Below are 21,922 nucleotides of genomic sequence, written 5' to 3'. Positions count from 1 at the left end.
ATGCCCGGAGCAGCATGAAATCTGTGCAGGCATCGCATGAATTTTGTTTGAGAGCCGCCATGACCCCAGAAGCCATAATCGAAACCCTGAAAACGCTGGTTGACGCCGACAAGGTGCGGACCGACAGCGAGTCATTGAGCACCTGGGGACGGGACTGGACCAAGCAGTTCGAGCCGGCTCCGCTGGCCATCGTGTTTCCCAAGAGCATCGAGCAGGTGCAGGCGGTGGTGCGCTTCGCCAACCAGCACAAGCTGGCGCTGACGCCCTCGGGCGGGCGCACCGGGCTGTCCGCCGCAGCGGTGGCGGCCAATGGCGAGATAGTGGTGTCGTTCGATTACATGAACCGGATTCTCGACTTCAACCCCTACGACCGCACAGTGACCTGCCAACCGGGCGTGGTCACCGCCCAGCTGCAGCAGTATGCCGAGGAACAGAGACTGTATTACCCGGTGGACTTCGCCTCCGCCGGCTCCAGCCAGATCGGCGGCAATATCGGCACCAACGCCGGCGGCATCAAGGTCATCCGTTATGGCATGACCCGCAACTGGGTCGCCGGCCTCAAGGTGGTCACCGGCAGCGGCGAGTTGCTGGAGCTGAACAAGGGCCTGGTGAAGAACGCCACCGGCTACGACCTGCGCCAGCTGTTCATCGGCGCTGAGGGCACCCTGGGCTTCGTGGTCGAGGCGACCATGCGCCTGGAACGCGCACCGAAGAACCTCACTGCCATGGTACTGGGCACCCCGGACTTCGATTCCATCATGCCGGTACTGCATGCCTTCCAGGGCAAACTCGACCTGACCGCCTTCGAATTCTTCTCCGACAAGGCCATGGCCAAGATCATGGCGCGCGGCGACGTGCCCGCCCCCTTCGACACCGACTGCCCGTTCTATGCCCTGCTGGAATTCGAGGCGGTCAGCGAGGATATCGCCAACCAGGCGCTGGAAACCTTCGAGCACTGCGTGGAACAGGGCTGGGTTCTGGACGGTGTGATGAGCCAGAGCGAACAGCAATTGCAGAACCTGTGGAAGCTGCGCGAGTTCATCTCCGAGACCATTTCCCACTGGACCCCGTACAAGAACGACATTTCGGTCACCATCAGCCAGGTACCGGCGTTCCTGCGGGATATCGACGCCATCGTCGGCGAACATTACCCAGACTTCGAGATCGTCTGGTTCGGTCATATCGGCGACGGCAACCTGCACCTGAACATCCTCAAGCCCGACGCCATGCCCAAGGAAGAATTCTTCGCCAAGTGTGGCAGCGTCAACCAGTGGGTATTCGATATCGTCCAGCGCTACAACGGCTCGATCTCCGCCGAGCACGGCGTGGGCATGACCAAGCGCGACTACCTGGGCTACAGCCGCAGCGCCGAGGAAATCGCCGTGATGAAAGCGGTCAAGGCGGTATTCGACCCCAACGGCATCATGAACCCGGGCAAGATTTTCCCGGCCTGAATGCAAGCCTGCGTGGCGCTGTAGGAGCGGCGCCTCGCCGCGATGGCGTTTGCAGGACGACGCCAGGCTTTGACTGACTCTACCTGCGAGGCAACCATGACCTACCAGCACCACTACACTGACGGCACACCGATCGACCTGCCCATGGGCAAAGTGGTCTGCGTAGGGCGCAACTACGCCGAACATGCCCGCGAGTTGAACAACCCGGTACCCAGCGAACCCCTGCTGTTCATCAAGCCGGCCACCGCGGTGGTACCGCTGGCCGGAGGGTTCCGCCTGCCCGGCGGACGCGGTGCGGTGCATTACGAAACGGAGATCGCGCTGCTGATCGGCGCGCCGCTATCAGGTATCGTCAGCGCTGCGGAAGCCGCCGCCGCCATCACCGGTATCGGCCTGGCATTGGACCTGACCCTGCGCGAACTGCAGGAACAGCTCAAGACCAAGGGCCATCCCTGGGAACGCGCCAAGGCCTTCGACGCGGCCTGCCCGCTATCGCGCTTCGTTCGTCCCGAGCAGGCGCCGGCGCTGAATGACATCCCACTGCAGCTGAGAATCAACGGCGAGTTGCGCCAGGATGGCAACAGCGCCGACATGATCACCCCGATCATCGCCCTGCTGCAGCATATCGCCGGGGTCTTCAGCCTGCTGCCGGGTGATGTGGTGATCACCGGAACCCCGGCCGGCGTCGGCGTGTTGAACCCCGGTGACCAGCTGCAGCTGACCATTCCCGGTGTATTGCAGCAAACCACGCAGGTACTCGCCTGAGCGCCGCTTCCATCTCCGCTGCCATACGTCGCCCTTCGCGAACGACTGCATGGATGCAGGAGGTAGGGCGACGCAGGAAGCCAAAGCCGAGGCGAAGGATCCACCGGCCACACTAGAGCTGGCCGGAACGATGGATCCTCGGTCTTCGCCGAGGATGACGGTGCTTCCCCTATTCATGCTCAGAAACAAGGAGAGCGTCATTTGAAGCGTTATCTGCTGCCGGCAGCCCTGGTGCTGTTGCTGCTGGTCGCCGGGGGAACCCTGCATTACCTGCACCTGGACGTTCTGCTGTGGCAGAACTGGAAGCTGAATCGCCAGCCCATGCCCGCACAGGCCTTCAACCTGGGCCGCTACCGGGTGGATATCGAAGCCCTGCCGATCCCCGAACTGGACGATGACCTGTCCGCACTGACCTACAACAGCGACAGCGATACCCTGTTCGGCCTGCTCAATGGCGAGCCACTGATCGTCGAGCTGAGCCTGGACGGCCAGCTACTGCGACGCATCTGGGTCGAGGGTGTCTCTGACATGGAAGGGCTCACCCATATCGGCGGCAATCGCTACGTGATCGCCGAGGAACACCGGCACCGGCTGCTGCAGATCGAGATTGCGCCGGACGCGGTCGAGCTGGATGTCAGCGGCGCACCGAGCCTGACCATCGATCTCGGCGGCGACGACAACAAGAGCCTGGAAGGCCTGTCCTGGGATGAACAGCACCAGCGCCTGCTGGTGGTCAAGGAGCGCGACCCGCTGCAGGCCCTGGTGGTCACCGGCTTCGCCAACCAGGACAGCGGTGCCTCGGCGATCAGCATCAGCCTGGAACCGACCCTGTCGCCAGACCGCCTGTTCATGCGTGACCTGTCCTCCCTCACCCTGGACAGCCAGACCCGGCACCTGCTGCTGCTCAGCGATCAGTCGCACATGGTCGTGGAGTACGGCGCCGACGGCACGCCACTGAGCCTGCTGGGACTGTGGCGCGGCATGAGTGGGCTGCGCCGCACCATCCCCCAGGCCGAGGGCCTGGCCATCGACAGTCAGCGGCGGGTGTATGTGGTCAGCGAGCCGAACCTGTTCTACCGCTTCATTCCAGCGAAAGAGTAACGCACCGCCCCGCCGCGCCTCGTCCACCTCATACCACACCCCTGCTTTCCGCTTGCTGCGCCGGGCAAACGCCGCATAGACCGCCGCACCATCAGCGCAAAGTACCGCCGCCTTATCCACCAGCGGCTTTAGCGCAGCGCTCACATGCACGCCGTCGAGTTTCTCCAACTGAAAGTCAGCGATATGCCCTTCATGATCACGAACCACCAGAACGGGGATCTGATCTACCCCCGTGTCTTGCTCACAGCACCGCGCTTGCGGGGCGCACCTGGTATCTCTCGTTGACCTTTGAATGACTTCAGAAAGAAGCTCTCATCAGCCTCGACAAGACCGGTTTCACGCGTATCGCGATGCGTGGCCGCTGGCGTCAGAAAGCGATGTCACCAGAGAAATGCCGTGTTCTTGCTGATACCGCATCGTTTGGCGGCCTGACGAACAATAAAACCATCAATCAAGGCTTGGGCATAGTCTTGCCAGCAATCTGCTTTGCATAAGTGCGCCAATCCAGTGGCGGTCAAAGCATTACACGTACGCCGACAGGCGCGGCAGCAAAAGCGGCGCAACACCCGACTCCAACCCCGCGGACCAGCTGTGCGGCTACCGCCGCATAATGGGGGGCCGGCTTTCAGGTCCGGCAAGCTGCCTTCCACTGGGGCGGATCATGCAGAGAGCCCTGGAGGATGGTTTTTTCTGGACGCTGAGCAAACTCAGTTGGATCAGCCAGTACTGGAACGCCCGGGCATCCATAAGCAGGCCTCTTCAAAAGATGCCTACTCACAGTTTAGTCGTACAACTCAGAACTAGGACATAGCCGGTTTTTAAGCCATGCACTGACTGCATGGTCCTTACCTATCAAGGCCTTACCCTCCTTACTACAGGCAAACCACCCATGCGAACGTCAAATTAACATCACCAACACTTGATACGCGTCAATAAACAGATCAGAATATCGCGCATAGCGGCAATAAGATGGCCACAAGACGCCATTCATCCTGCCTCGCAGGAAAACCATCAAGGCCAATCAGTAGGCAGCATTTATCGCAGTGCAGCTCAGGGATGACCATCAACTTGTTCAGTATTCGGTTGGAGTGACGCAGATGGAACTGGAAAGTGCAGAAACGGATTTTGCAACACGTAGAAAAGCGTCGCCACAGCCCGCCCCCTCGGATAACCAGCGATGGATATCAACCACCGAGGCGCAGGACACACCAAAGCTTGATCGCAGGGACAACTCGTTCCGACAACTGGTGGAAAAGTCCACTGCCATGCAGCAGCATGGCTGGATTACAGGCCGCGACGGCGGGACCCCCTGGACACTCTCACGAACCAAGCGTATGACCTCTGCCACCCTGGCGCTGTTCATCCTGCTGGCCATTGCCCCTCTGTTGCTGGCCATCGCTATCGCCATCAAGACAACCAGTCGTGGGCCTGTGTTCTTCATACAGCAGCGCACCGGTTATCGTGGGCGACGCTTCCCCATGATCAAATTCCGAACCATGGTGACCAATGCAGAGCAGCTCAAAAGCTCCGTGCAGCACCTGAACAAACACGGCCCGAACTCAGTCGACTTCAAGATCGACAGAGATCCTCGCGTCACCCGGCTGGGCCGCCTGCTGCGCAAGAGCAGCCTGGATGAGTTACCCAACCTGTTCAACGTCGTTGCCGGGCACATGCGCCTGGTCGGCCCCCGGCCGACCTCTTTCCAGGCTAAAACCTACAAGGAACACCACCTGGGCAGATTGAGTATCCATCCAGGTATCACTGGCCTGTGGCAGGTATCCGGACGCAGTGATGTCGACTTCGACGGTCGTGTCACCCTGGATATGGCCTACATCAACAAACAGGGCCCATGGCTGGATCTGAAGATCCTGCTCAAGACCCCGTTCAAGATCATCAGTGGCCAAGGAGCCAGTTGATATGAACCCCACTTCCACGCCCAAGATCAAGCTGCAATCCCCCAGCGAAACCAATCTGGCAACGACCGTGCTGGATCAAGAATTGAAAACACTGCTGGTCACCTCCCCCAACAGCGGAGCTGGCGTGAGCAGCAGCGCCATGGTACTGGCCAGCGAGCTGGCCAGTAGCTGTCGCGGCAAGGTCTTGCTGGTCGATGCCTGCCTGTCAAAAAACAGCCTCACCTCCCAGCTGGAAAGCAAGCAGCACCCTGGGTTTCTCGAACTGACGCTGGCAGACCCGCCACCCACACTAGAATCCTGCATTATCAACAGCCCAGATCAGCTGTTTGACATCATGCCTTTGGGTGACCATCAACGCCATACTCAGCGACTGGCTCCGGACACACTGCATCAGACCCTGGCCCGCCTCACCGAAGTCTATCGTTTCATAATCATCGACGGCAGCGCCATTTATGCTGACAACAGCATGGATACGTTGGCGTTGAGTGCAGTGGTTGATGGTGTTGTTCTGGTGGTCCGCGCTGAAGATACGCGTTGGGAGGTCGCTCAGGCCGCCGTTCAGCGGCTGAACCAGGCTGGTGCCAAGGTGATTGGCAGCGTACTCAACGCCCGCCGCTACTACATGCCGAAATGGCTCTACGACCTGCTCTGAGCACCGGGAGACACCGAATGAAACGCTACATTCCCCTTTCTTTCCTGATGCTGGCTCTGGCTGGCTGCGCCTCGCAGGATGTGCAGCACATGCCTGTCCAGGTGCTGACTGCGCCGATCGAGCAGGCCCAGTTGCGTGAGGTTCAACCCTCCGCCCAGGTGCTGCGACCGCAGGATGTGCTGGATGTGATCTTTCACCTCAACACCAGCAACGATCAGCCCTATCGAATCCAGCCTGGAGATCATGTCGAACTGACCTTCCTGACCGCCAATGAACTGAGCGGCAGTCGTCTGGTCATGCCCGACGGCACCATTGATGTGCCTTATGCAGGCAATATCGCCATCGCCGGCCTGACCAGTGCCGACGCCCACCAACGGGTGATCGAGCGCTATACGAAGGTACTGCGGCGGCCCGAAATCCTGTTCTCCATTCCCCGGCCCATGGCTCAGCTGGAGAACCTGCGCATGACCCTGAACCACCCGGCCACGGGTATGAGCAGGGAGATCACCGTTACAGCCGATGGCCACGCCAGCTTTCCCCTGATCGGCAATATTGCCCTGCAGGGCATGACAGTGAATCAGTTGCAGGAAACGCTGAATGAGCGCTACGCCAACGAAGTTGGGCAGATCCGTGCCGACGTCATGCTCAAATCAACCGCCCCCAATCAGATCTACATCCTGGGCGAGGTTACCCAGCCGGGAGCCTATCCGGTGCGCCGCCCGGTATCCGTCCTGGAAGCACTGACGCTGGCGCAGGGACCGAATATCGGCGCGCGCCTGGATTCGGTAGTGATTTTGCGTCGTGAGGGCGATGACGTCGAAGCCAGGATCTACGATATCGACGAAGTCCTGAGCCTGGACGCACCACACATCGCCTACCTGCAACCGGACGACCTGTTGTACGTACCCAAAAACCGCCTGACCAAAGCAGGTCAATTGAGCCGCCAGCTGGCAGACGTAATTCTCTTCCAAGGTATCAGCTTCGGTTTCAATTACCGGGTCGACAACAAAGAAAACGACAACTGAGAAGCGCCATGAACAGAATGGAAAACTATCTGCACGAGTTCCTGCGCGTGCTCTTCGCCAATCGCCGTCTGATCAAGCGGATATTTCTTGCCTTTGCCATTGTCACGCTGTTGCTGCCTCTGCTGCTCAAGCAGAGCTTCGATATTACAGCCGACGTCATCGTACAGTCCAAGAAACTGTCGCAGGCAGACTCGACCACAACGCTGATGCTGGAGTCGGACAAGTTCCTACCGCCATCGCTGGCCGACATGGAAACCGAAAGCAACATCCTGCGCTCTCCGGCGCTGATCCGGGAAGCCATTGCGCAACTGCTTGAGGAGGATATGTACAGCCCCCGCTCCGGCATTTTCGCTTCGCTGGTCACGCAGCCCGCCAAGCGTTTCATTGCCGACCCACTGCGTACCTACGCAGTCAACCCTCTGCGTTCACTGATCGGTCTGGACCAGGACCCGGTGCGTGATACCACATTGGACCGCTATACAGCACGGGCGGTCAAGGATCTGAACATCGAGATACTCCCCGGCTCGAATGTCATTTCCATCATCTATTCGTACCCGGACCCAGTCGAAGGAACCCGCCTTGTCGAGCGCCTGCTGGCCAACTACCTGGTGAATCGTCAGAGCCTGCAGTCCAACGACCTGCCCGAAGCATTCTACGAACAGAAAAAGGCACAGTATGAGCACCGACTGGATGACCTCGAAGGTCAGCGCCTGGCTCTGCTGGAAAGCATTCAGTCATCCGACCCGAAAGAGGAGATTACCTTCAGGCTGAATGCGATCAATACCGAGGAGCAGTCACTCAACCTGTACCGTGATCGCGCACTGGAGTCCGAGCGCTGGTTGAGCTACCTCGAACAGCATCTCGAACAGGCACGTCGCAGCCAGACGCTAGACTACGCATTTCCCTTCACATTCGCCCATACCGTCGATAATGTTGCCTATGAAGACCGCGAAATCAAGCAACTGGGAGAGCAGCTGTTCGAACAGGTGACTCGTTTCGGCAACACAGCCGAAACCTTCCAGCAGGATAGCCTGCCGATTCGCCAACAACGCGACCAGATCAAACGCACTCAACAGCAATTCCTGGGCGTAGTGAGCAATCGCATCCAGGAGCGCTCCAGCGATCTGGACATCGCCAGGTCCATCATTGTGCAGAAGGAAGAGCGCATTGCCGGTTTCACGGACCGCATACGCCAGCTGCAGGAAGCACAGAGCAAGCTGCGGCAGCTGGAAACCGAGATCGATGCTCTGCACAAGGCATTCTTCACCTATACCCAACGTTACGAAGAAAGCCGCAGCCAGCTGCAGATGGATGGTGAGCTATCCAATGCCCGCATTCTCAGCGCCCCCTACGAGCCTGCGGAAGCAGCCTTCCCCAAACCCAAGGTGATCATCCCCCTGGGATTGCTGACCGGACTGTTACTGGCCGTGGCGATAGGTTATGTCCGCGAATTCTTCGACCATAGGTTCAAGCATCCGGAACAGATCACGCAGCACCTGGGGCTCCCGGTACTCATGGTGTTCAATACCGACCAAGAAATTCAGTCCAACCCGCACCGCCGAGGAAGCTGGCGTTGGCTATGGCACTGGGTCCGACAATAGAGAGTGCAGCATGCAAAGGACTATCGTGCACCTCATACACAGCGGCGGCTTCTATGGTGCTGAGCGCATGCTGCTGGACCACTGTCAGCAAGTGCCTGGCAAACACCGAGTACTGTTTCTGGATGCTCCAGCAGCATTACTCGAGCGTTTTCGCCAGGCGGGCATCAGTTGCGACAGCGTACACGGCATAAAAGCCCTGCTGGAGAATCTGCACGCACAGCCCGGTGTACTCAACGCGCACAATTTCCGCGCCCAGGTCTATGCCTGGATAGCTGCAATCCGACTGCGGCTACCGTTGCTACTGACACAGCACGGGTTTACCCCCAGCTCGCTCAAACAGCGCCTCTACACCTGGTTCAGCTTGCAATTATGCAGAACTCGAACCGTCAAGACGGTAGCCTGCGTTGCCCGCAGCATCGCCTTGCTGCATGAGCAGGCAGGTATCAGCCCCGGGAAGCTGGTGGTAATCCCCAACGGCTTACCCGAGGCAAGCTCTCACAGAGATGCCAGCCCGCGTCAGCTGATCGGTTTCGTTGGTCGACTGAGTCATGAGAAAGGCCCCGACCTGTTTCTCGATGCGATCCTGCCTCTGTGCTCCCAGCGTCCGGGATTGCATGCGGTCATGCTCGGCGGCGGCCCACTACAGGCCAGCCTGCAACAACGCATCCAGAGCGCCGGTCTGGAAAAGCAAATCACACTTCCAGGCTACCAGCAGAATATCCCGGAATGGCTCTCTCGACTTAGTGTACTGGTGATCAGCTCACGAACCGAAGGCACTCCAATGATCCTGCTTGAAGCCATGCAAGCCGGCGTACCCGTCACCTCCTTTGCGGTTGGCGGCATTCCCGACGTGCTGCAGAACAATGCTACCGGGCTACTGGTCGCCCCCGAAGACACGGTTCTGCTGGGTAGCCAAGTAAGACTGCTGCTGGACGACCCGACCCTGGCCGACAAACTGGCCCAGAGAGCCCGAGAGCACCAGCACCAGGAATATAACCTGAACAAGCTGAGCGAACGCTGGACCAGCCTGTACAACCAGGTGCAAGGCTCATGATCGCCGCTCTGCTGACTGCGGCACTCCTGGCGGTACTGTGCCTGGCCCTACTGGCCAGTCCCTGGCCGTTCCTTGCGCCCTTTGCGGTAATCGGGCTGTTTGCTCTCGCAGCCCTGTACCGCCGCCCAGCCTGGGGCCTGATCGGCCTGATTCTGCTGGTACCCTTCGAAGGGCTGTTTCAGGATATGAATCTGTCCGGCGCCAAATTATTGGGAGGTGCACTGATCCTGGTTGTCGCTCTTCAGTTCCTGCAGCGACGCATTCCCGAGCGTTACCTGGCCGGCAACCTCTGGCGACCATTACTGTTACTACTGCTGTGCATCACGCTGAGCTTCATGTTCAGCACCAATAAGCCACTTTCTGGCAGCAATCTACGCGAACTGGCGATAGGCATGGTGTTATTTCCCGTCACCCTGCTGATCGGTCGCCAACTGAACCTGGTCAGACTGTGTCAGGTCATGACCCTGAGCGTTGCTGTCACCTGCATCATCGCCATCTACTCATCAAACCATCAGGTCGGCGGACGGGCTATCGGGCTGCTGCAGGATGCCAACTATTTCGCATTGCTCATTGCCATGGCTCTACCGTTGGCCGTGCTGATGTTGCTGCAGGCAACAACCCTGCCGAGGCGCCTGTTCTGGTTGGGTATCGTCATATTGTTGCTGGCCGGCATGACAAAGACCGACTCACGCTCAGGGCTGGTGGTGCTGTTGCTGTGCATGATGATAGGCGCCTGGCATCATCGGGAGCGGTTGCGCCGTCTGCGTCCGAAACACCTGGGCTTCGTCATGTTTGGTGCAGCTCTGGTGTTGCCTCTGGCCCTGACATTCCTGCCGGATGACTACGTTGAGCGCATCAAGTCACTGACCCTGCTCAAGTCTGGGGTCAATGCGCACTTAGACCCCTCTCTCGGCCGACGGGCTTCCTACCTACTGGTCGGCGGCGAAATGATTGCAGACAACCCTATGACAGGATCAGGACCGGGCACTTTCCCGGTGCGCTATGCCTTCAGCGGTTACGCCAAGGCCTTTTCAGACAATCAGAGCGAGCAGAACCTCTATCGTCGTGCACACAATACCTACCTTGAAGTGTTCAGCGAAATGGGTATACCTGCCGGACTGTTTTTCATCGCGCTGATATGGCTCGGACTGCTGAACTTCATCCGAGCCAGACGCTCCTGGCTTGCCCGTGATGACAGGTCCATGGCTGACATGTCAACTCACCTTGGCCTGAGCCTGCTGGCCATAAGCCTGTTCCTGATATTTCTGAGCGCTCCAAACCACAAGTACCTCTGGATATTGCTGGCGCTGTCCTGCGTGATGCGGCAACAGGCAGAGAATCGCAGGGCCGTCGAATGACCAACCTGAGCATCATCATTCCCATGTTCAATGAAGCCCAGCATATCGGTCGCACACTTGAATCGGTGCTGCGCGCCGCCGAAGCGGCAGGCATCAGCTGCGAACTGATTGTTGCGGACAACGGATCCGTCGACCAGGGGCCTGCGCTGGCCGAACAGCTGGGCGCCCGTGTACTGCACTGTCCTGAGCTGAGCATCGGCGCCCTGCGTAACCGTGGCGTAGCCGCCTCCAGCCATCCCTGGCTGGCCTTCATCGATGCCGATATCGAGGTGCCTGCAAGCTGGCTGCTGCAGTGGAAGCAGGTACGTGCAAATGACGATGCCGATGTCATGGCGCTTGAATGCGAAGCTCCACCCTGCGCGCCCTGGTATGCCATAGCCTGGCAACGGCGAACGCTGTCCGGTGACCCAAAGCCCCGCCTTCACAGCTGGCTTCCAACCCCCAATTTATGTCTGGAGCGACGCTGGTTCGATATTATTGGCGGCTTCTCCGAAACACTGCGCAGCGGTGAGGACAAGGACTTCAGTATGCGTCTGGCCCAAGCTGGAGCACGCCTGCTGAGCGTTCCAGCCCCAACCGTGCTGCACTGGGGGTTCGAGGCCAGCTGGAGAGAATGGCTGGGTAAGGAAATGTGGCGCCAGAGCAGTCACCTGCAACTGCTGCAACGCAAAGAGAACCAGTTGCGCCTGCTGCGCTTTCCGCTGCTGTGTCTATTGCAATGTCTACTGACGCTGCTCCTGCTGCTCTGCCTGCCCTTTGGCTGGTCGACTATTACCGCATCACTACTGCTGACAGGTCTGACGCCTGCTCTGCTGCTGGCCTGGAGGCAGGCAGCCAGGCAGCGGCACCTGCAGCTGCTGATCGCACTCTGGGGGCTACATTGGCTGCGCCTGCACCTCGGGGGAGCGGCTCTTTTGCTGGCGCTGTTCAACCAGAATATAAGGAGACCGGATCGTGGCTGAGATCCTATTCTGGCTATGCCTTCTGCTTCCTCTGTATGCCTATGTCGGTTACCCACTGTGCCTGGCCCTGCTAAGCTTGGGTAAACCGCTCCTGCCCAACACGACAGCTCCCCCGCTCTCAATCAGCATCATTGTCGCTGCCCACAATGAAGCTCAGCACATAGTGCAAAAGATACATAGCCTGCTGGGGCAGGACTACAAGGCCACGGCACTGGAAATCATCATCGCCAGCGATGGCTCCACTGACGATACCGTCACACTGGCTCAGAGCCTGCAACACCCGGCCATTCGCGTACTTGACCTGCCGCGTCTAGGCAAGACCGGCGCACTCAATCACGCCACCAGCCTGGCCAGTAATGACATCCTGGTATTCACCGATGCCGACAACCGCTGGTCGAGCGATACGCTGGGCAGACTGCTGGCACCACTGGCTGATCAACAGGTCGGAGCCTGCGGTGGCCACATGGTTATAGCCAACCCCGGCAAGGGGCTCAGTTTCGGCGACAGTCTGTACCGACACTATGAGGCCTGGCTACGCGATCTGGAGAACCGCACAGGTTGTATGGTCTCCGCCGATGGCGCCCTGCTCGCCTTGCGCCGTGAACTGTTCCAGGAGATTCCACCACAGGTCAACGATGACTTCTTCATCAGCACCTGCGCTCCAGCTGTCGGGCAACGCATCATCTATGTACCGGAAGCAACCGTACAGGATGAAGGCGTGGATCAGCCCGATCGCCAGTTCCGTCGTCGCCAGCGGGTCACGGTCGGCGGACTGCACAGCCTGGCCGCACGCAGCCAACTGATGAACCCCTTGCGTCACGGCTCTTATGCCTTCGCCCTGATCAGTCACAAACTGTTGCGGCGTCTGGCACCGCTGGCACTCGTTCCCCTGTTGATCAGCAATCTGTTTCTGTGGCAGGCAGGTAATCTCTACCAGTTGATGCTGATAGCACAACTGCTGGGTTACGCTGCTGCCGTAATCGGCCTGCTCGACCGGAACGGACGCCTGCCCAGACCGTTCCGTCTGGCCGGATTCGTCCTGATCACCCTAGCCGGCATGGCCTCCGGTGTATGGCTGTTTCTGCGCGGGCACCGTTACACTCTGTGGAACCCCCAGCAGAACCGATGATCATGATGATCAAGTCACTTTACAAGGCTCTGGCCGGAACCCTCTACCTGCACTCATCGGCAGGACAGCGGCAACTGCGCCAATCAGCGACGATACTCATGCTGCACCGCGTACTGCCGGATGAGCAGGCTGCAGGCATGCCCCATCGCCAGGCTCTATGCATCGGCCAACAGAGCTTCGACCACCTGCTGTATTGGCTGCGCCGTCACTTCGACTGTCTCCCCTTGGAGACCTTGCTTGACGAGCCCACCGGCAAACGTCCGCGCATCGCCCTGACCTTCGATGATGGTTGGCGCGATAATGCACTGTACGCCCTACCACTCCTGCAACAGCACGGGGTTCCGGCCAGTATTTTTCTCTCAACCGACTTCATCGGTACCCATCAGCGCTTCTGGTGGGAGTCAATTGGCGAGACCCTGTGGGCATACCCGCAGAGCGATATCAGCCAGCCACTGCGCCAGCAGCTGGCACAGCTGCCTCCTCCAGACAGGCTACTGTACGCTGATCAGAGCCATGCCCGCAGTTTGTGCCTGGCCAGCTACCTGCAACAGCTGAAGCGGCTGACACCAGAGCAGTTGCAATCGCTCGCCGACCTGTGCCCAGAGCCGACTCAGCCCCATGCAATGGACTGGCAACAGGTCGTCCAGCTGGAGCAGAGCGGACTGATCCGTTTTGGCCCGCATGGTGCCAGCCACGCCATCCTGCCTCGGCTGGCGCAGCAGCAACTGGAGGAGGACCTGCAGCGCTCACATCGTGCTCTGCACCACTATTGCGTCGCACCGCTACCTGTGTATTGCTATCCGAACGGGGATCACAACGCCAGTGTCAGAGACGCTGTCGCCCGCCTGGGCTACCGCCATGCCTTGAGCACCGCACCCGGACTAATCAGCAAGGACAGCCAACCGCTGGCTCTGCCACGTATTGATCTGAGCCACAATGCAGCCCGCACTCCCAGCATGTTGGCATGGCGCCTGTATCGCGGAGCACGGGCATGAGCAGCAACCAGTATCTGCGCCATCTGCTATTCAGCATGGGGACGCGCCTGCTCATGGTCGTACTGCGCCTGTTGCGCAACGTACTGCTCGCCCGCCTGCTGGGCCCGGCCGACCGCGGCATTTTCGCCTTGCTGGCAGCGCTTCCCGACCTGATTGCCGCGTTCAGCAGCGGCGGCCTGAACACTGCCGTGAGCTATCAGGCGGCCCGCCAGAAACCCATTGGCCTACTGTTAGCCCAGATACTGGTCTACGGTTGCCTGCTGGCAACCCTGTTGACTCTGGCCGGATTGATCCTGGTACAACAATTCGGTTTTGCAACGGAATCGGTGCTCACCCTAGGCACGCTGCTCTGGCTATTGCTGCTGGCGGTACCGCTGACGGTACTCAAGACCAGCCTGCTGGTCCTGCACAATGCCTGCGGTCAGGTCGGTCCATTCAATGCACTGCGCCTGCTGGAGTCCAGCCTGCCACTGCTCCTGTTCATCGGCTTCTGGCTGCTGTGGCAGGATACGCCACTCGATGCAGCGCTGGTCAGCTGGCTCGGCGGGCTGATGGCCGTTGTTGTCATCGGTTGGTGCTGGCTGGCACGCTTCCACAACCTGCAGCTGCGCTGGGACACCAGGGAACAAAAAGCACTGCTGTTATATAGTAGTCGCAGCCATCCCGATGCTCTGTGCCAACAGCTTCTGCTGCGCGGCGACTACCTGTTGATCGGTCTCATGTTGGACCCTGCGGCACTTGGCTACTATGCAATGGCCAGCGCTGCCGCCGAACTGTTACTGATCATCCCCGAAGCAGTAACAACGCCGCTGATGAAGCGGTTGTTGCAACAGGGGCAAGATGTGCGTCGCCTGACCCCGCTGGCATTGCGCGTCACCGCCACCGTCATGCTGCTCGCTTGCATCGGCATGGCGTTATTTGGTTACTGGCTGATCATTCTGCTGTTCGGTCATGACTATGCTCCGGCCTACCCAGCATTGCTGGCTTTGCTGCCCGGCCTGCTCGGGTTGTGCTACGCCAGTATTCTGCGCCTCGATCTGCTCGGCAAAAGGAGGCCCGGCAGCCTGTCGCTGATGATGGGGGCTGGCGTAGTATTGAACCTGACATTGAACCTGCTACTCATTCCAACACTGGGCATCGTCGGTGCCGCAATAGCCTCATCGGCGGCCTACCTGACCGTTACCGGCATGATGCTTTTCCTCTATTGCCGCCTGAATGACACGCCCTTGTGGCAGACTCTTATTCTGTTACCTGATGATGTCGCAACGCTGCTCCGACTGCTGCGGGGCAAGGAGTCAACATGCTGACCATTCAACGCAACCTGATGCTGCTCCTTCTGTTACTGCCACTGCAAGTCAACAGTGCCACTCTGGACTGGGGCGACCTGCGAGATGGCCGCCTACTGCTACGCCCGTCGCAACCGGATCAATTGCAGATACGCTGGACCCCCGCCTGGTTGAGCGATGCCAACCACGAGCAGTTGTATCTGCTCGATGGTAAGGGGCAACTGGTCAGGCAGATAGATATCACTGCCGAACAGGAGCGAGGGGAACAGCAACTTGCTCTGACCACTGACGCCGGCGATTATCAGCTCAGCATCCCCGGCTACAGCTTCCGCAACTACCGGATCAGGCACGCCAACACTACCGCCGCGCTGCTCGCGCCAACCAAGATCCATTTCAGCATGGAGGTCAGTGGCAACCCTGAGTTCTACTTCAGCGTAGCAGCCCATGAGCATGCCATACTGGCCGGCAAGCATCATGGCGGCGTGCGACAACTGCAGGCAGTACGGATACGGGATGGCCATCGCATCACACTCCCCCTGCATGAGCACGCCCGATACTGGGAATTCGATCAGATCAGTTTCCCCGTCTCCAATCTGGACGAGACCTGGCGCCTGACCCTGATCGGTAGCGGTAAAGCGGCCTTCTGGCTGGATGGCACCAACAACCTGTTCGCCCGGCAGATTGATCATCTGTTTGTACCACAGGCTCAGCCAGGACAGGTCTCTCTCTATCTTGGTAACGACGTCCGTGGCCCCACCCCGGCACTTGGCATGGCCCTACCATACGCCCTGCCACCCGACAGCACCCATGCGCTGGTAGACGCACTGGGTGTCCAGTCGGCAAACTACTACAGTTTTGTTGATGCCTTGGCACGTAACCCTCGCCGCGAGATCGACTTCCGGCAGCTGTACAACACTCGATTCGGCATTCTCCACGACATCACACTACTGGCCGGCAGTGGGCGGCAGGCGGTACTCAAAGCCGATACCCTAACCCGCAATGGTCTGAACAACTGGCTGTCGGATACCCGTGAACTGCCCAGGGCAGGCCGCCATTACCTGGCCTTTGCCGATGAGCCCAACCTCAACTATCCAGACTACAAGTCATTTGAGCTGTACTTCGAGCAGGTTCTGCAGCACCTGAAAAACAATCCGCAACTGCGCAGCGGTGGTGTCAGAATTGCCCTGCCCCCCATGTCCCGGTGGCTGGATGGCCCCTTCCGCGTAGACGCCGCCGACCGAAGGGGAATCGACTGGGCTGCGCGCCTGCTCAGCCGTTATGAGAGCGATATCGATGCTGTTGCCTGGCACGAATGGATGGTGCGTGACCTACTCGCCACCCGACGCTATCGGGACAGCGTCAGGCAAGCAGCCGAGCTGGTTGGTCTGGACCGCCAGGGTCGCCCGAACAAGGCGCTGCTGCTGGGCCAGACCAACATATCCAGCGGCTACAGCCTCAGTCCCTACCAACAGGAAACACACTACGCCTCACTCTGGTGGGCTGCTGTGGCGATCAACTCAGCGCAGGATGGCTGGCTGGAGATGCTCAACTGGTTCCAGGCGGCAGATGAACCGGACTACCCGAAAGGCTTTCTGCGCTCGAGCAATGGTCAGTTTTCACCAAAGCCGGTAGCCCTGGCGCAACAATTCATTCGTCAGCACTGGTTGGGGCAGGTGATTGAACTGGACAACAGCGCCTTCGAGGTCGACACACTGGCCATGCAGAGCACACAGCGCTATAGCCTGCTGGGCGTCAACAAGGCACAGCGGATGCAACAGGTCACACTACACCACGCAAACGATGCCTGTCAGGCAGGCGCCCAACTGCACTTGTTCACCGAAGACAGCCAGGTACGGACTGCCAGCATCAACTGCACCAACGAACTGCTGCGCTTTGATCTACCGGAGCAGGCCCTGTTTGCACTGACCTGGGAGCGCATGCCATGAATCTGCTGCAACTGTTTCACAAGGTACGCCACAAGGGGCTGCTGGGTAGCCTGCGGGTGCTGATGGAGCGCCTTGGCTTTTATCGCTGGGAACTGCTGTTGCTGGAGAGGCCGCTCGATCTTCCGCAACACAAGATAAACCGTGAACGCTGGCCCATGGTCTCTATCGATCAGGCACTGCTTCCCGCTTTCACTTGCCATTTCCCCCACTACAAGAAGGCAATCACCGAACTGCTGACGCAGGATATCTACGGCTATGCCTTGCTGGATCAGGATGGCAATGCGATTGCCATGGTATGGGTAAGCCCGCAGGATTACCATGATCGACAGCTCTACCGCTGCTGGATCCGCCTGCCTGAAGATGCCATATACCAATTCGCTGGTGAGGTTGCACCGGCCTACCGGGGCAGCGGCATCGTTCTGAATATCCAATATCCGATTTGGGAGCACTTCCGCCTGCAAGGCAAACAGCGCGTGCAGTCTCTGGTCAATACCCGCAACATCGTAGCTCTGCGCATGCATACACGCTTGGGGTTCGCCGAGATCGGCAAATCAGTGCACATATACTGCCTGTTTGGTTGCCTACACTTTCATCGCCACCGGCGCTATGCCGGCTCCTACCTTGATCAGCTCAAGACTCGACCGCCCCGTTCGACCAGAACCTCCCCCGACCGCATTCCGGATAACGAGAATACTCTGTGACAATACGTTTCGAATGGCTGCGCAGCCTGCATGACCATCGTTTGCCGGCGAGTGATTACGAAGCACTCAGACAATCCCTGGAACACGCAACCCCATTCAATCATCTGGCGTGGCTGAGCGCTGCCGAGCTGAGTCTGGAACCGAATCAGGAACTGTGGATTCTGCTGGCATGGGCCTCCGACCAGCTGCAGGCCTGCCTGCCGCTGTTGTATTGCCGGGAGCAATATCTGGGCCTGCCTTTTCGTGTCGTCCGACACCTGGGTCACCCCATGAGTGATCGCCTGACCCTGCTGATAGCCAACGACAGTCCTATCCTGCTGACCGGCATCCTGAAACAGATCAGACAGCAACTGCCACATGCCATGCTGCAGCTCGACGAAGTCACCATGACGGCAGCCCGGACCAGCGGCATGACACACTGGTCTCGTCACTCCGTCTGCTGGGATCGTCGCACCAACTGCCGAGTACCTGAACACCTGATTACAGAAGCAGATCATCAGGAAGTGACAGGCAATGTGCGCTACAAACTGCGCAAGGCACGCAAGCGCTGTCAGGAGGTAGCAGGCACCCTGCTCCGCCTGCAACCAGACGGGCAGACCGTGGATGGCATCCTGGCGGCGGTGCGCCAGGTTGAACAGGTAAGCTGGAAAGGTACCGAGGGGGTCGGCATTTTCTCCGGCACACGCCAGCAATGGATGCATCAGGCCCTGAGTGGGCTGGCCTGCGCCGGTATGTTGCGCCTGGTGGCGGTCGAAGTGGATGGGCGCTACGTCAGCTACCGTCTCGGCCTGCTGGAGCGGGGGCGTCTATACGACTACAACCTGGCCTTCCTTCCCGAGTATGCCAACCTGGGTAGTGGCCGCCTGCTGCTCGACGAGTGGATAAACTGGGGCTTGGAGGAAGGCTGGAAGCAGATAGACGCTTCCAGAGTGAGCCTGAACAACTCCAGCCACCAGTTGCATGAACGCATGACGGGGCAGATTGAACACCACCGCTGGCGCTTCTACTCATATCGACCAGGCGGCCTGCTGTTGGGCCTGTCGAATACATTTTGGCGCAGGCTGAAGCCACATTTGCAGAACTGGAAAAAACGACTCGCCAAAAAGGATGAAGCATGATGACAAGGAGTACCCGGCACCAGGTCATCATCAACGCGGATGATTTCGGTCTGTCAAGCAAGGAAAACCGCGCCATTCTGGCCGCATTTGAACAGGGTGTTGTCAGCTCGGCAACGCTGATGGCCAACATGCCTGCCTTTGCCGAGGCTTGCGAACTGGCTCATCAGCACGAGCTGGAGCAGTGTCTTGGGTTGCATTTCAACCTGACCTACGGCAGCCCCCTGAGCACCCCCATAACCAGGCATAAAACGCTGTGCTCGGGCTCTGGCGAGTTCGATTTCTCCATCCCCCGCTATGCCATGATCCTGCCCGCCACAGTACGCACTGCGATTCGTACGGAGCTCGAAGCGCAATGGCAACGATGCCTGGATCATGGCATCAGACCCAGTCATATCGACTCGCACCAGCATGTACACAATATTCTTCCCATTGCCGGCCTGGTTGCCGAGTTCGCACACCAGCAGCAGGTACCAATACGACTGGCCCGCAACCTCGGCCACAATATCGGTCCACTCAAGCGTCTCTACAAATGGCTGCTCAACCGGCGCATGACACAGTTGGCGGGACGCACGGCAACCTATGTCTGTACTCCCCGGGATCTGCTTGATGGTATCCGCCCCGGTTCTCCGGTAGAGGTAGTAGCTCATCCGTTGATCATGGCCGACGGCAGTATCGGCGACGACTACCTGCCTGCGGGTACTTCACTGGCAACTACGCTGGATATCGCCCTGCCACAGCATGAGCGCATCGACTACCCGGCTCTGCAGTCAATCTACCTCCAGCAGACCAGCCAGTAAATCCAACTCCCCCTCGTTGAACACACGGACGCCGTGGCGACGCAACGCCGCCGCGGCCACTCCTTCACCGGCAACGCGAGTGCCGCTGAAACTGCCATCGTAGGTTTCATGGTTACCGCAGGATGGGCTGCGCGCCTTGAGTACGGCGTAGCGAATCCCATGTCTGACGGCCAACTGCAGCGCAGCATCGGCGCCGGCGACAAAGGCCGCACTGACATCGCGCCCATCAATATCCACTACCGGCACCCGCCCATCCAGCACCGCCGCGCCCTGCCCGCCGAGGACTTCCGCCGGCGGCCGGGGTGTCGGCAGGCCGCCACTGACCTCGGGACACAACGCCACCACGCGCCCCTGTGCCTGCCAGCGCTGCAGCAGGTCAGCGGGGTCGAAAGCGCCGCCGTCATAACGGACCGGGTGGCCCAGCAAGCAGCGACTGACGAGAATCTTCTGCATGACTTTCTCAGCGCAACAGGGGGTTGTCCGGGCGACGACGGAACCAGCCCACCAGGCTGGCACGCTCACGCTGCGCCTGCAGCACCTCGTGGGGCAGGCTGTCGCTCATGAACACCGCCAGCGTGCCGGCGCGCGGCGGCACGTCCATGCAACCCTGCGGCAGATACAGGCGCAACTCCCCACCATCGCCCGGCTGCCACTGACTGTTGAGGTAGAGCACCACTGAGACGGTACGCAGCGGGTTGTCCTTGAACCTGTCCACGTGGCGCTGGTAGCCGGCACCGGGCGGGTACAGCGCATAATGGGTTTCGAAGCTGTCCAGGCCGAGAAACAGCGTCCGGTTGAGGGTCTCGCGCAAACGGTCCATGGCCTCGAGGTAGGCGTCGCTGGCGGCACAGGGCGGACAGTCGTCCAGCCAGCGAATATGGTCCCCGCGCACCTGCGGCAAGACCACCTGTTCACCGGCCCGGCCAACCGCAGCCGGCTTCAATGCGGCGGCGCTCCACAGCGAACGGCAGTTGCGCTCCAGCTCATCGAGCAGTTCGGCAGGCAAGGCGCTCTCGGTTACCGACCAACCATGCAGGGCCAGGCTGTCAGCCACACGGACCAGATGGTCTACCGCAGCGGCAGGGAACTCGGGCATCATCGTCATACTCAAATCGGAATGGCAGCTCGGCCTTGTCACGGGCGTGGCACGGCGGGTAAGACCCGGAACCCCGGGCGTGGCATAGTGTAAAACGATTGCCGGAAGCTGCCGATATTTTTCTGACCCATTGCGAGGCTCCATGCACCCTACCCCCCTGCGTTTTGTCGTATTCCTGGTCGCTGGCCTGTTGTTCAGCCTGCAGGCCGCTGCCAACCCGGCCCAGCTGTATCAGGCCAGTGGCATGGCCCAGCACCAGCAGCACTTCCAGGCGGCACTGTCCAGCGCGCAACAACGCTATAGCCAGCAGTTGCCGCCGGCGCTGCAGGAAACCCTGATCCGCAACAGCAACCAGCGCTTCGAACAGCAGGGCATGCACGACCGGGCTCAGGCCCGACTGGCCCTGGCATTGGACGCCGCGGACATCCAGCAGGCACTGACCTTCTTCAATAGTCCGCTGGGCACGAAGATAGTTGCAGCGGAAACCCAGGCCAGCTCGCCGGCATCGGTTGCCAGCATGCAGCGCGGCCTGCCGGTGCAGCAACTCGATGCCGAGCGCCGCGCGCTGATCGAGCGGCTGGCAGCACGACTGCCGGCACTGGAACTGGGAGTGGAAGTGTCCACCGCGCTGACCGGGCTGGCGGCGCAGAGTGCCAACGAGCTGCTCGGCGGGCTGATGAACATTCCCCAGCAGGCCGGCAGTGGCGGGCGTGAACGCCTGCGCCAGCAGATGCGTCCCAACCTGCCCAATACCCTGGCCTATATCTATCGTGATCTGGATGATGACCAGTTGACCCGGTTCGCCGAATGGAGCGAGTCCTCGGCTGGCCAGGCGTTCTACCGGGCGACCGAGCAGGCTGTGCGCGATGCGCTGAATCCTTAGACGTTTCCGTCATTGCGTATAGGGACTCCTCCCCGGTTGCAAGCTCCGATGGTTGAAAAACATAAAGCCGATGCGTGCGTATA

20 protein-coding genes and 1 pseudogene are annotated in these 21,922 nt (G+C 59.7%); 18 read left to right on the top strand and 3 right to left on the bottom strand.

What is annotated here, in order from left to right:
• Positions 1–59: 59 nt before the first annotated feature.
• The 3 genes from H6X51_RS11805 to H6X51_RS11795 all read left to right on the top strand — a co-directional run bounded on the left by H6X51_RS11805 (position 60) and on the right by H6X51_RS11795 (position 3,320).
• Positions 60–1,454, top strand: coding sequence for an FAD-binding oxidoreductase (locus H6X51_RS11805; RefSeq protein ID WP_185267687.1), 1,395 nt, complete (start codon positions 60–62; stop codon positions 1,452–1,454).
• A 96-nt stretch (positions 1,455–1,550) separates the two neighbouring features.
• Positions 1,551–2,219 carry a fumarylacetoacetate hydrolase family protein gene (locus tag H6X51_RS11800; RefSeq protein WP_185267754.1) on the top strand — a complete coding sequence of 223 codons (669 nt, stop codon included), beginning with the start codon at positions 1,551–1,553 and terminating at the stop codon, positions 2,217–2,219.
• Between the two features lie 201 nt (positions 2,220–2,420).
• Entirely contained in the window at positions 2,421–3,320 is a 900-nt protein-coding gene (locus tag H6X51_RS11795) for an SdiA-regulated domain-containing protein (RefSeq protein WP_185267686.1), read from the top strand.
• A gap of 6 nt (positions 3,321–3,326) precedes the next feature.
• On the opposite strand, the pseudogene H6X51_RS20090 reads toward H6X51_RS11795, so the two are convergent.
• Positions 3,327–3,936: pseudogene (locus H6X51_RS20090) on the bottom strand (IS1595 family transposase); the annotation flags it as partial.
• Between the two features lie 481 nt (positions 3,937–4,417).
• On the opposite strand from H6X51_RS20090, the gene H6X51_RS11790 reads away from it, so the two are divergent.
• From H6X51_RS11790 to H6X51_RS11725, 14 genes are read left to right on the top strand one after another with little or no spacing between them, the layout of a single operon-like run.
• Positions 4,418–5,236, top strand: coding sequence for a sugar transferase (locus H6X51_RS11790; protein WP_185267753.1), 819 nt, complete (start codon positions 4,418–4,420; stop codon positions 5,234–5,236).
• A 1-nt stretch (position 5,237) separates the two neighbouring features.
• Positions 5,238–5,888 (top strand): CpsD/CapB family tyrosine-protein kinase, encoded by a 651-nt coding sequence (locus H6X51_RS11785; protein WP_185267685.1) that lies wholly within the window; start codon positions 5,238–5,240, stop codon positions 5,886–5,888.
• Positions 5,889–5,905: 17 nt separating this feature from the next.
• Positions 5,906–6,913 carry a polysaccharide biosynthesis/export family protein gene (locus H6X51_RS11780; protein ID WP_185267684.1) on the top strand — a complete coding sequence of 336 codons (1,008 nt, stop codon included), beginning with the start codon at positions 5,906–5,908 and terminating at the stop codon, positions 6,911–6,913.
• An 8-nt stretch (positions 6,914–6,921) separates the two neighbouring features.
• Positions 6,922–8,514, top strand: a complete 1,593-nt coding sequence (locus tag H6X51_RS11775) for a GumC family protein (protein ID WP_185267683.1) — start codon at positions 6,922–6,924, stop codon at positions 8,512–8,514.
• Between the two features lie 10 nt (positions 8,515–8,524).
• Positions 8,525–9,568, top strand: a complete 1,044-nt coding sequence (locus tag H6X51_RS11770) for a glycosyltransferase family 4 protein (RefSeq protein ID WP_185267682.1) — start codon at positions 8,525–8,527, stop codon at positions 9,566–9,568.
• On the top strand, positions 9,565–10,926 hold the full coding sequence (locus H6X51_RS11765) for an O-antigen ligase family protein (protein ID WP_185267681.1): 1,362 nt from the start codon (positions 9,565–9,567) through the stop codon (positions 10,924–10,926). Before H6X51_RS11770 ends, H6X51_RS11765 begins: the two co-directional genes overlap by 4 nt.
• Complete coding sequence (locus H6X51_RS11760; protein ID WP_185267680.1) at positions 10,923–11,888, top strand: glycosyltransferase; 966 nt, start codon at positions 10,923–10,925, stop codon at positions 11,886–11,888. The genes H6X51_RS11765 and H6X51_RS11760 overlap by 4 nt, the downstream gene beginning before the upstream one ends.
• A complete protein-coding gene (locus tag H6X51_RS11755; protein WP_185267679.1) occupies positions 11,881–13,017 on the top strand; it encodes a glycosyltransferase in 1,137 nt (378 codons plus the stop codon). The genes H6X51_RS11760 and H6X51_RS11755 overlap by 8 nt, the downstream gene beginning before the upstream one ends.
• 2 nt (positions 13,018–13,019) lie before the next feature.
• Positions 13,020–14,012: a polysaccharide deacetylase family protein gene (locus H6X51_RS11750; protein WP_185267752.1), complete on the top strand. Its 993-nt coding sequence runs from the start codon at positions 13,020–13,022 to the stop codon at positions 14,010–14,012.
• The gene (locus tag H6X51_RS11745) at positions 14,009–15,319 is read left to right on the top strand and encodes an oligosaccharide flippase family protein (RefSeq protein WP_185267678.1); all 1,311 of its coding nucleotides are present in this window, start codon (positions 14,009–14,011) and stop codon (positions 15,317–15,319) included. Before H6X51_RS11750 ends, H6X51_RS11745 begins: the two co-directional genes overlap by 4 nt.
• On the top strand, positions 15,313–17,244 hold the full coding sequence (locus H6X51_RS11740; protein WP_185267677.1) for a hypothetical protein: 1,932 nt from the start codon (positions 15,313–15,315) through the stop codon (positions 17,242–17,244). Before H6X51_RS11745 ends, H6X51_RS11740 begins: the two co-directional genes overlap by 7 nt.
• Positions 17,241–17,945 (top strand): GNAT family N-acetyltransferase, encoded by a 705-nt coding sequence (locus H6X51_RS11735; protein WP_185267676.1) that lies wholly within the window; start codon positions 17,241–17,243, stop codon positions 17,943–17,945. Before H6X51_RS11740 ends, H6X51_RS11735 begins: the two co-directional genes overlap by 4 nt.
• Positions 17,942–19,063, top strand: a complete 1,122-nt coding sequence (locus H6X51_RS11730) for a GNAT family N-acetyltransferase (RefSeq protein WP_185267675.1) — start codon at positions 17,942–17,944, stop codon at positions 19,061–19,063. The genes H6X51_RS11735 and H6X51_RS11730 overlap by 4 nt, the downstream gene beginning before the upstream one ends.
• Positions 19,060–19,860 (top strand): carbohydrate deacetylase, encoded by an 801-nt coding sequence (locus tag H6X51_RS11725; protein ID WP_185267674.1) that lies wholly within the window; start codon positions 19,060–19,062, stop codon positions 19,858–19,860. The genes H6X51_RS11730 and H6X51_RS11725 overlap by 4 nt, the downstream gene beginning before the upstream one ends.
• Here the strand turns inward: H6X51_RS11725 and H6X51_RS11720 are convergent.
• The gene (locus tag H6X51_RS11720; RefSeq protein ID WP_185267673.1) at positions 19,831–20,313 is read right to left on the bottom strand and encodes a DUF523 domain-containing protein; all 483 of its coding nucleotides are present in this window, start codon (positions 20,311–20,313) and stop codon (positions 19,831–19,833) included. The genes H6X51_RS11725 and H6X51_RS11720 overlap by 30 nt on opposite strands.
• 7 nt (positions 20,314–20,320) lie before the next feature.
• Entirely contained in the window at positions 20,321–20,965 is a 645-nt protein-coding gene (locus H6X51_RS11715; protein WP_407925965.1) for a 2OG-Fe(II) oxygenase, read from the bottom strand.
• 133 nt (positions 20,966–21,098) lie between these two features.
• On the opposite strand from H6X51_RS11715, the gene H6X51_RS11710 reads away from it, so the two are divergent.
• A complete protein-coding gene (locus tag H6X51_RS11710; protein ID WP_185267672.1) occupies positions 21,099–21,839 on the top strand; it encodes a DUF2059 domain-containing protein in 741 nt (246 codons plus the stop codon).
• The last annotated feature ends 83 nt before the right edge of the window (positions 21,840–21,922 follow it).

Origin of the sequence: Halopseudomonas xiamenensis, assembly GCF_014219065.1 — a bacterium.
In the GTDB taxonomy this organism is placed as follows: domain Bacteria; phylum Pseudomonadota; class Gammaproteobacteria; order Pseudomonadales; family Pseudomonadaceae; genus Halopseudomonas; species Halopseudomonas xiamenensis.
This window is presented reverse-complemented; position numbering and strand designations above follow the sequence as displayed.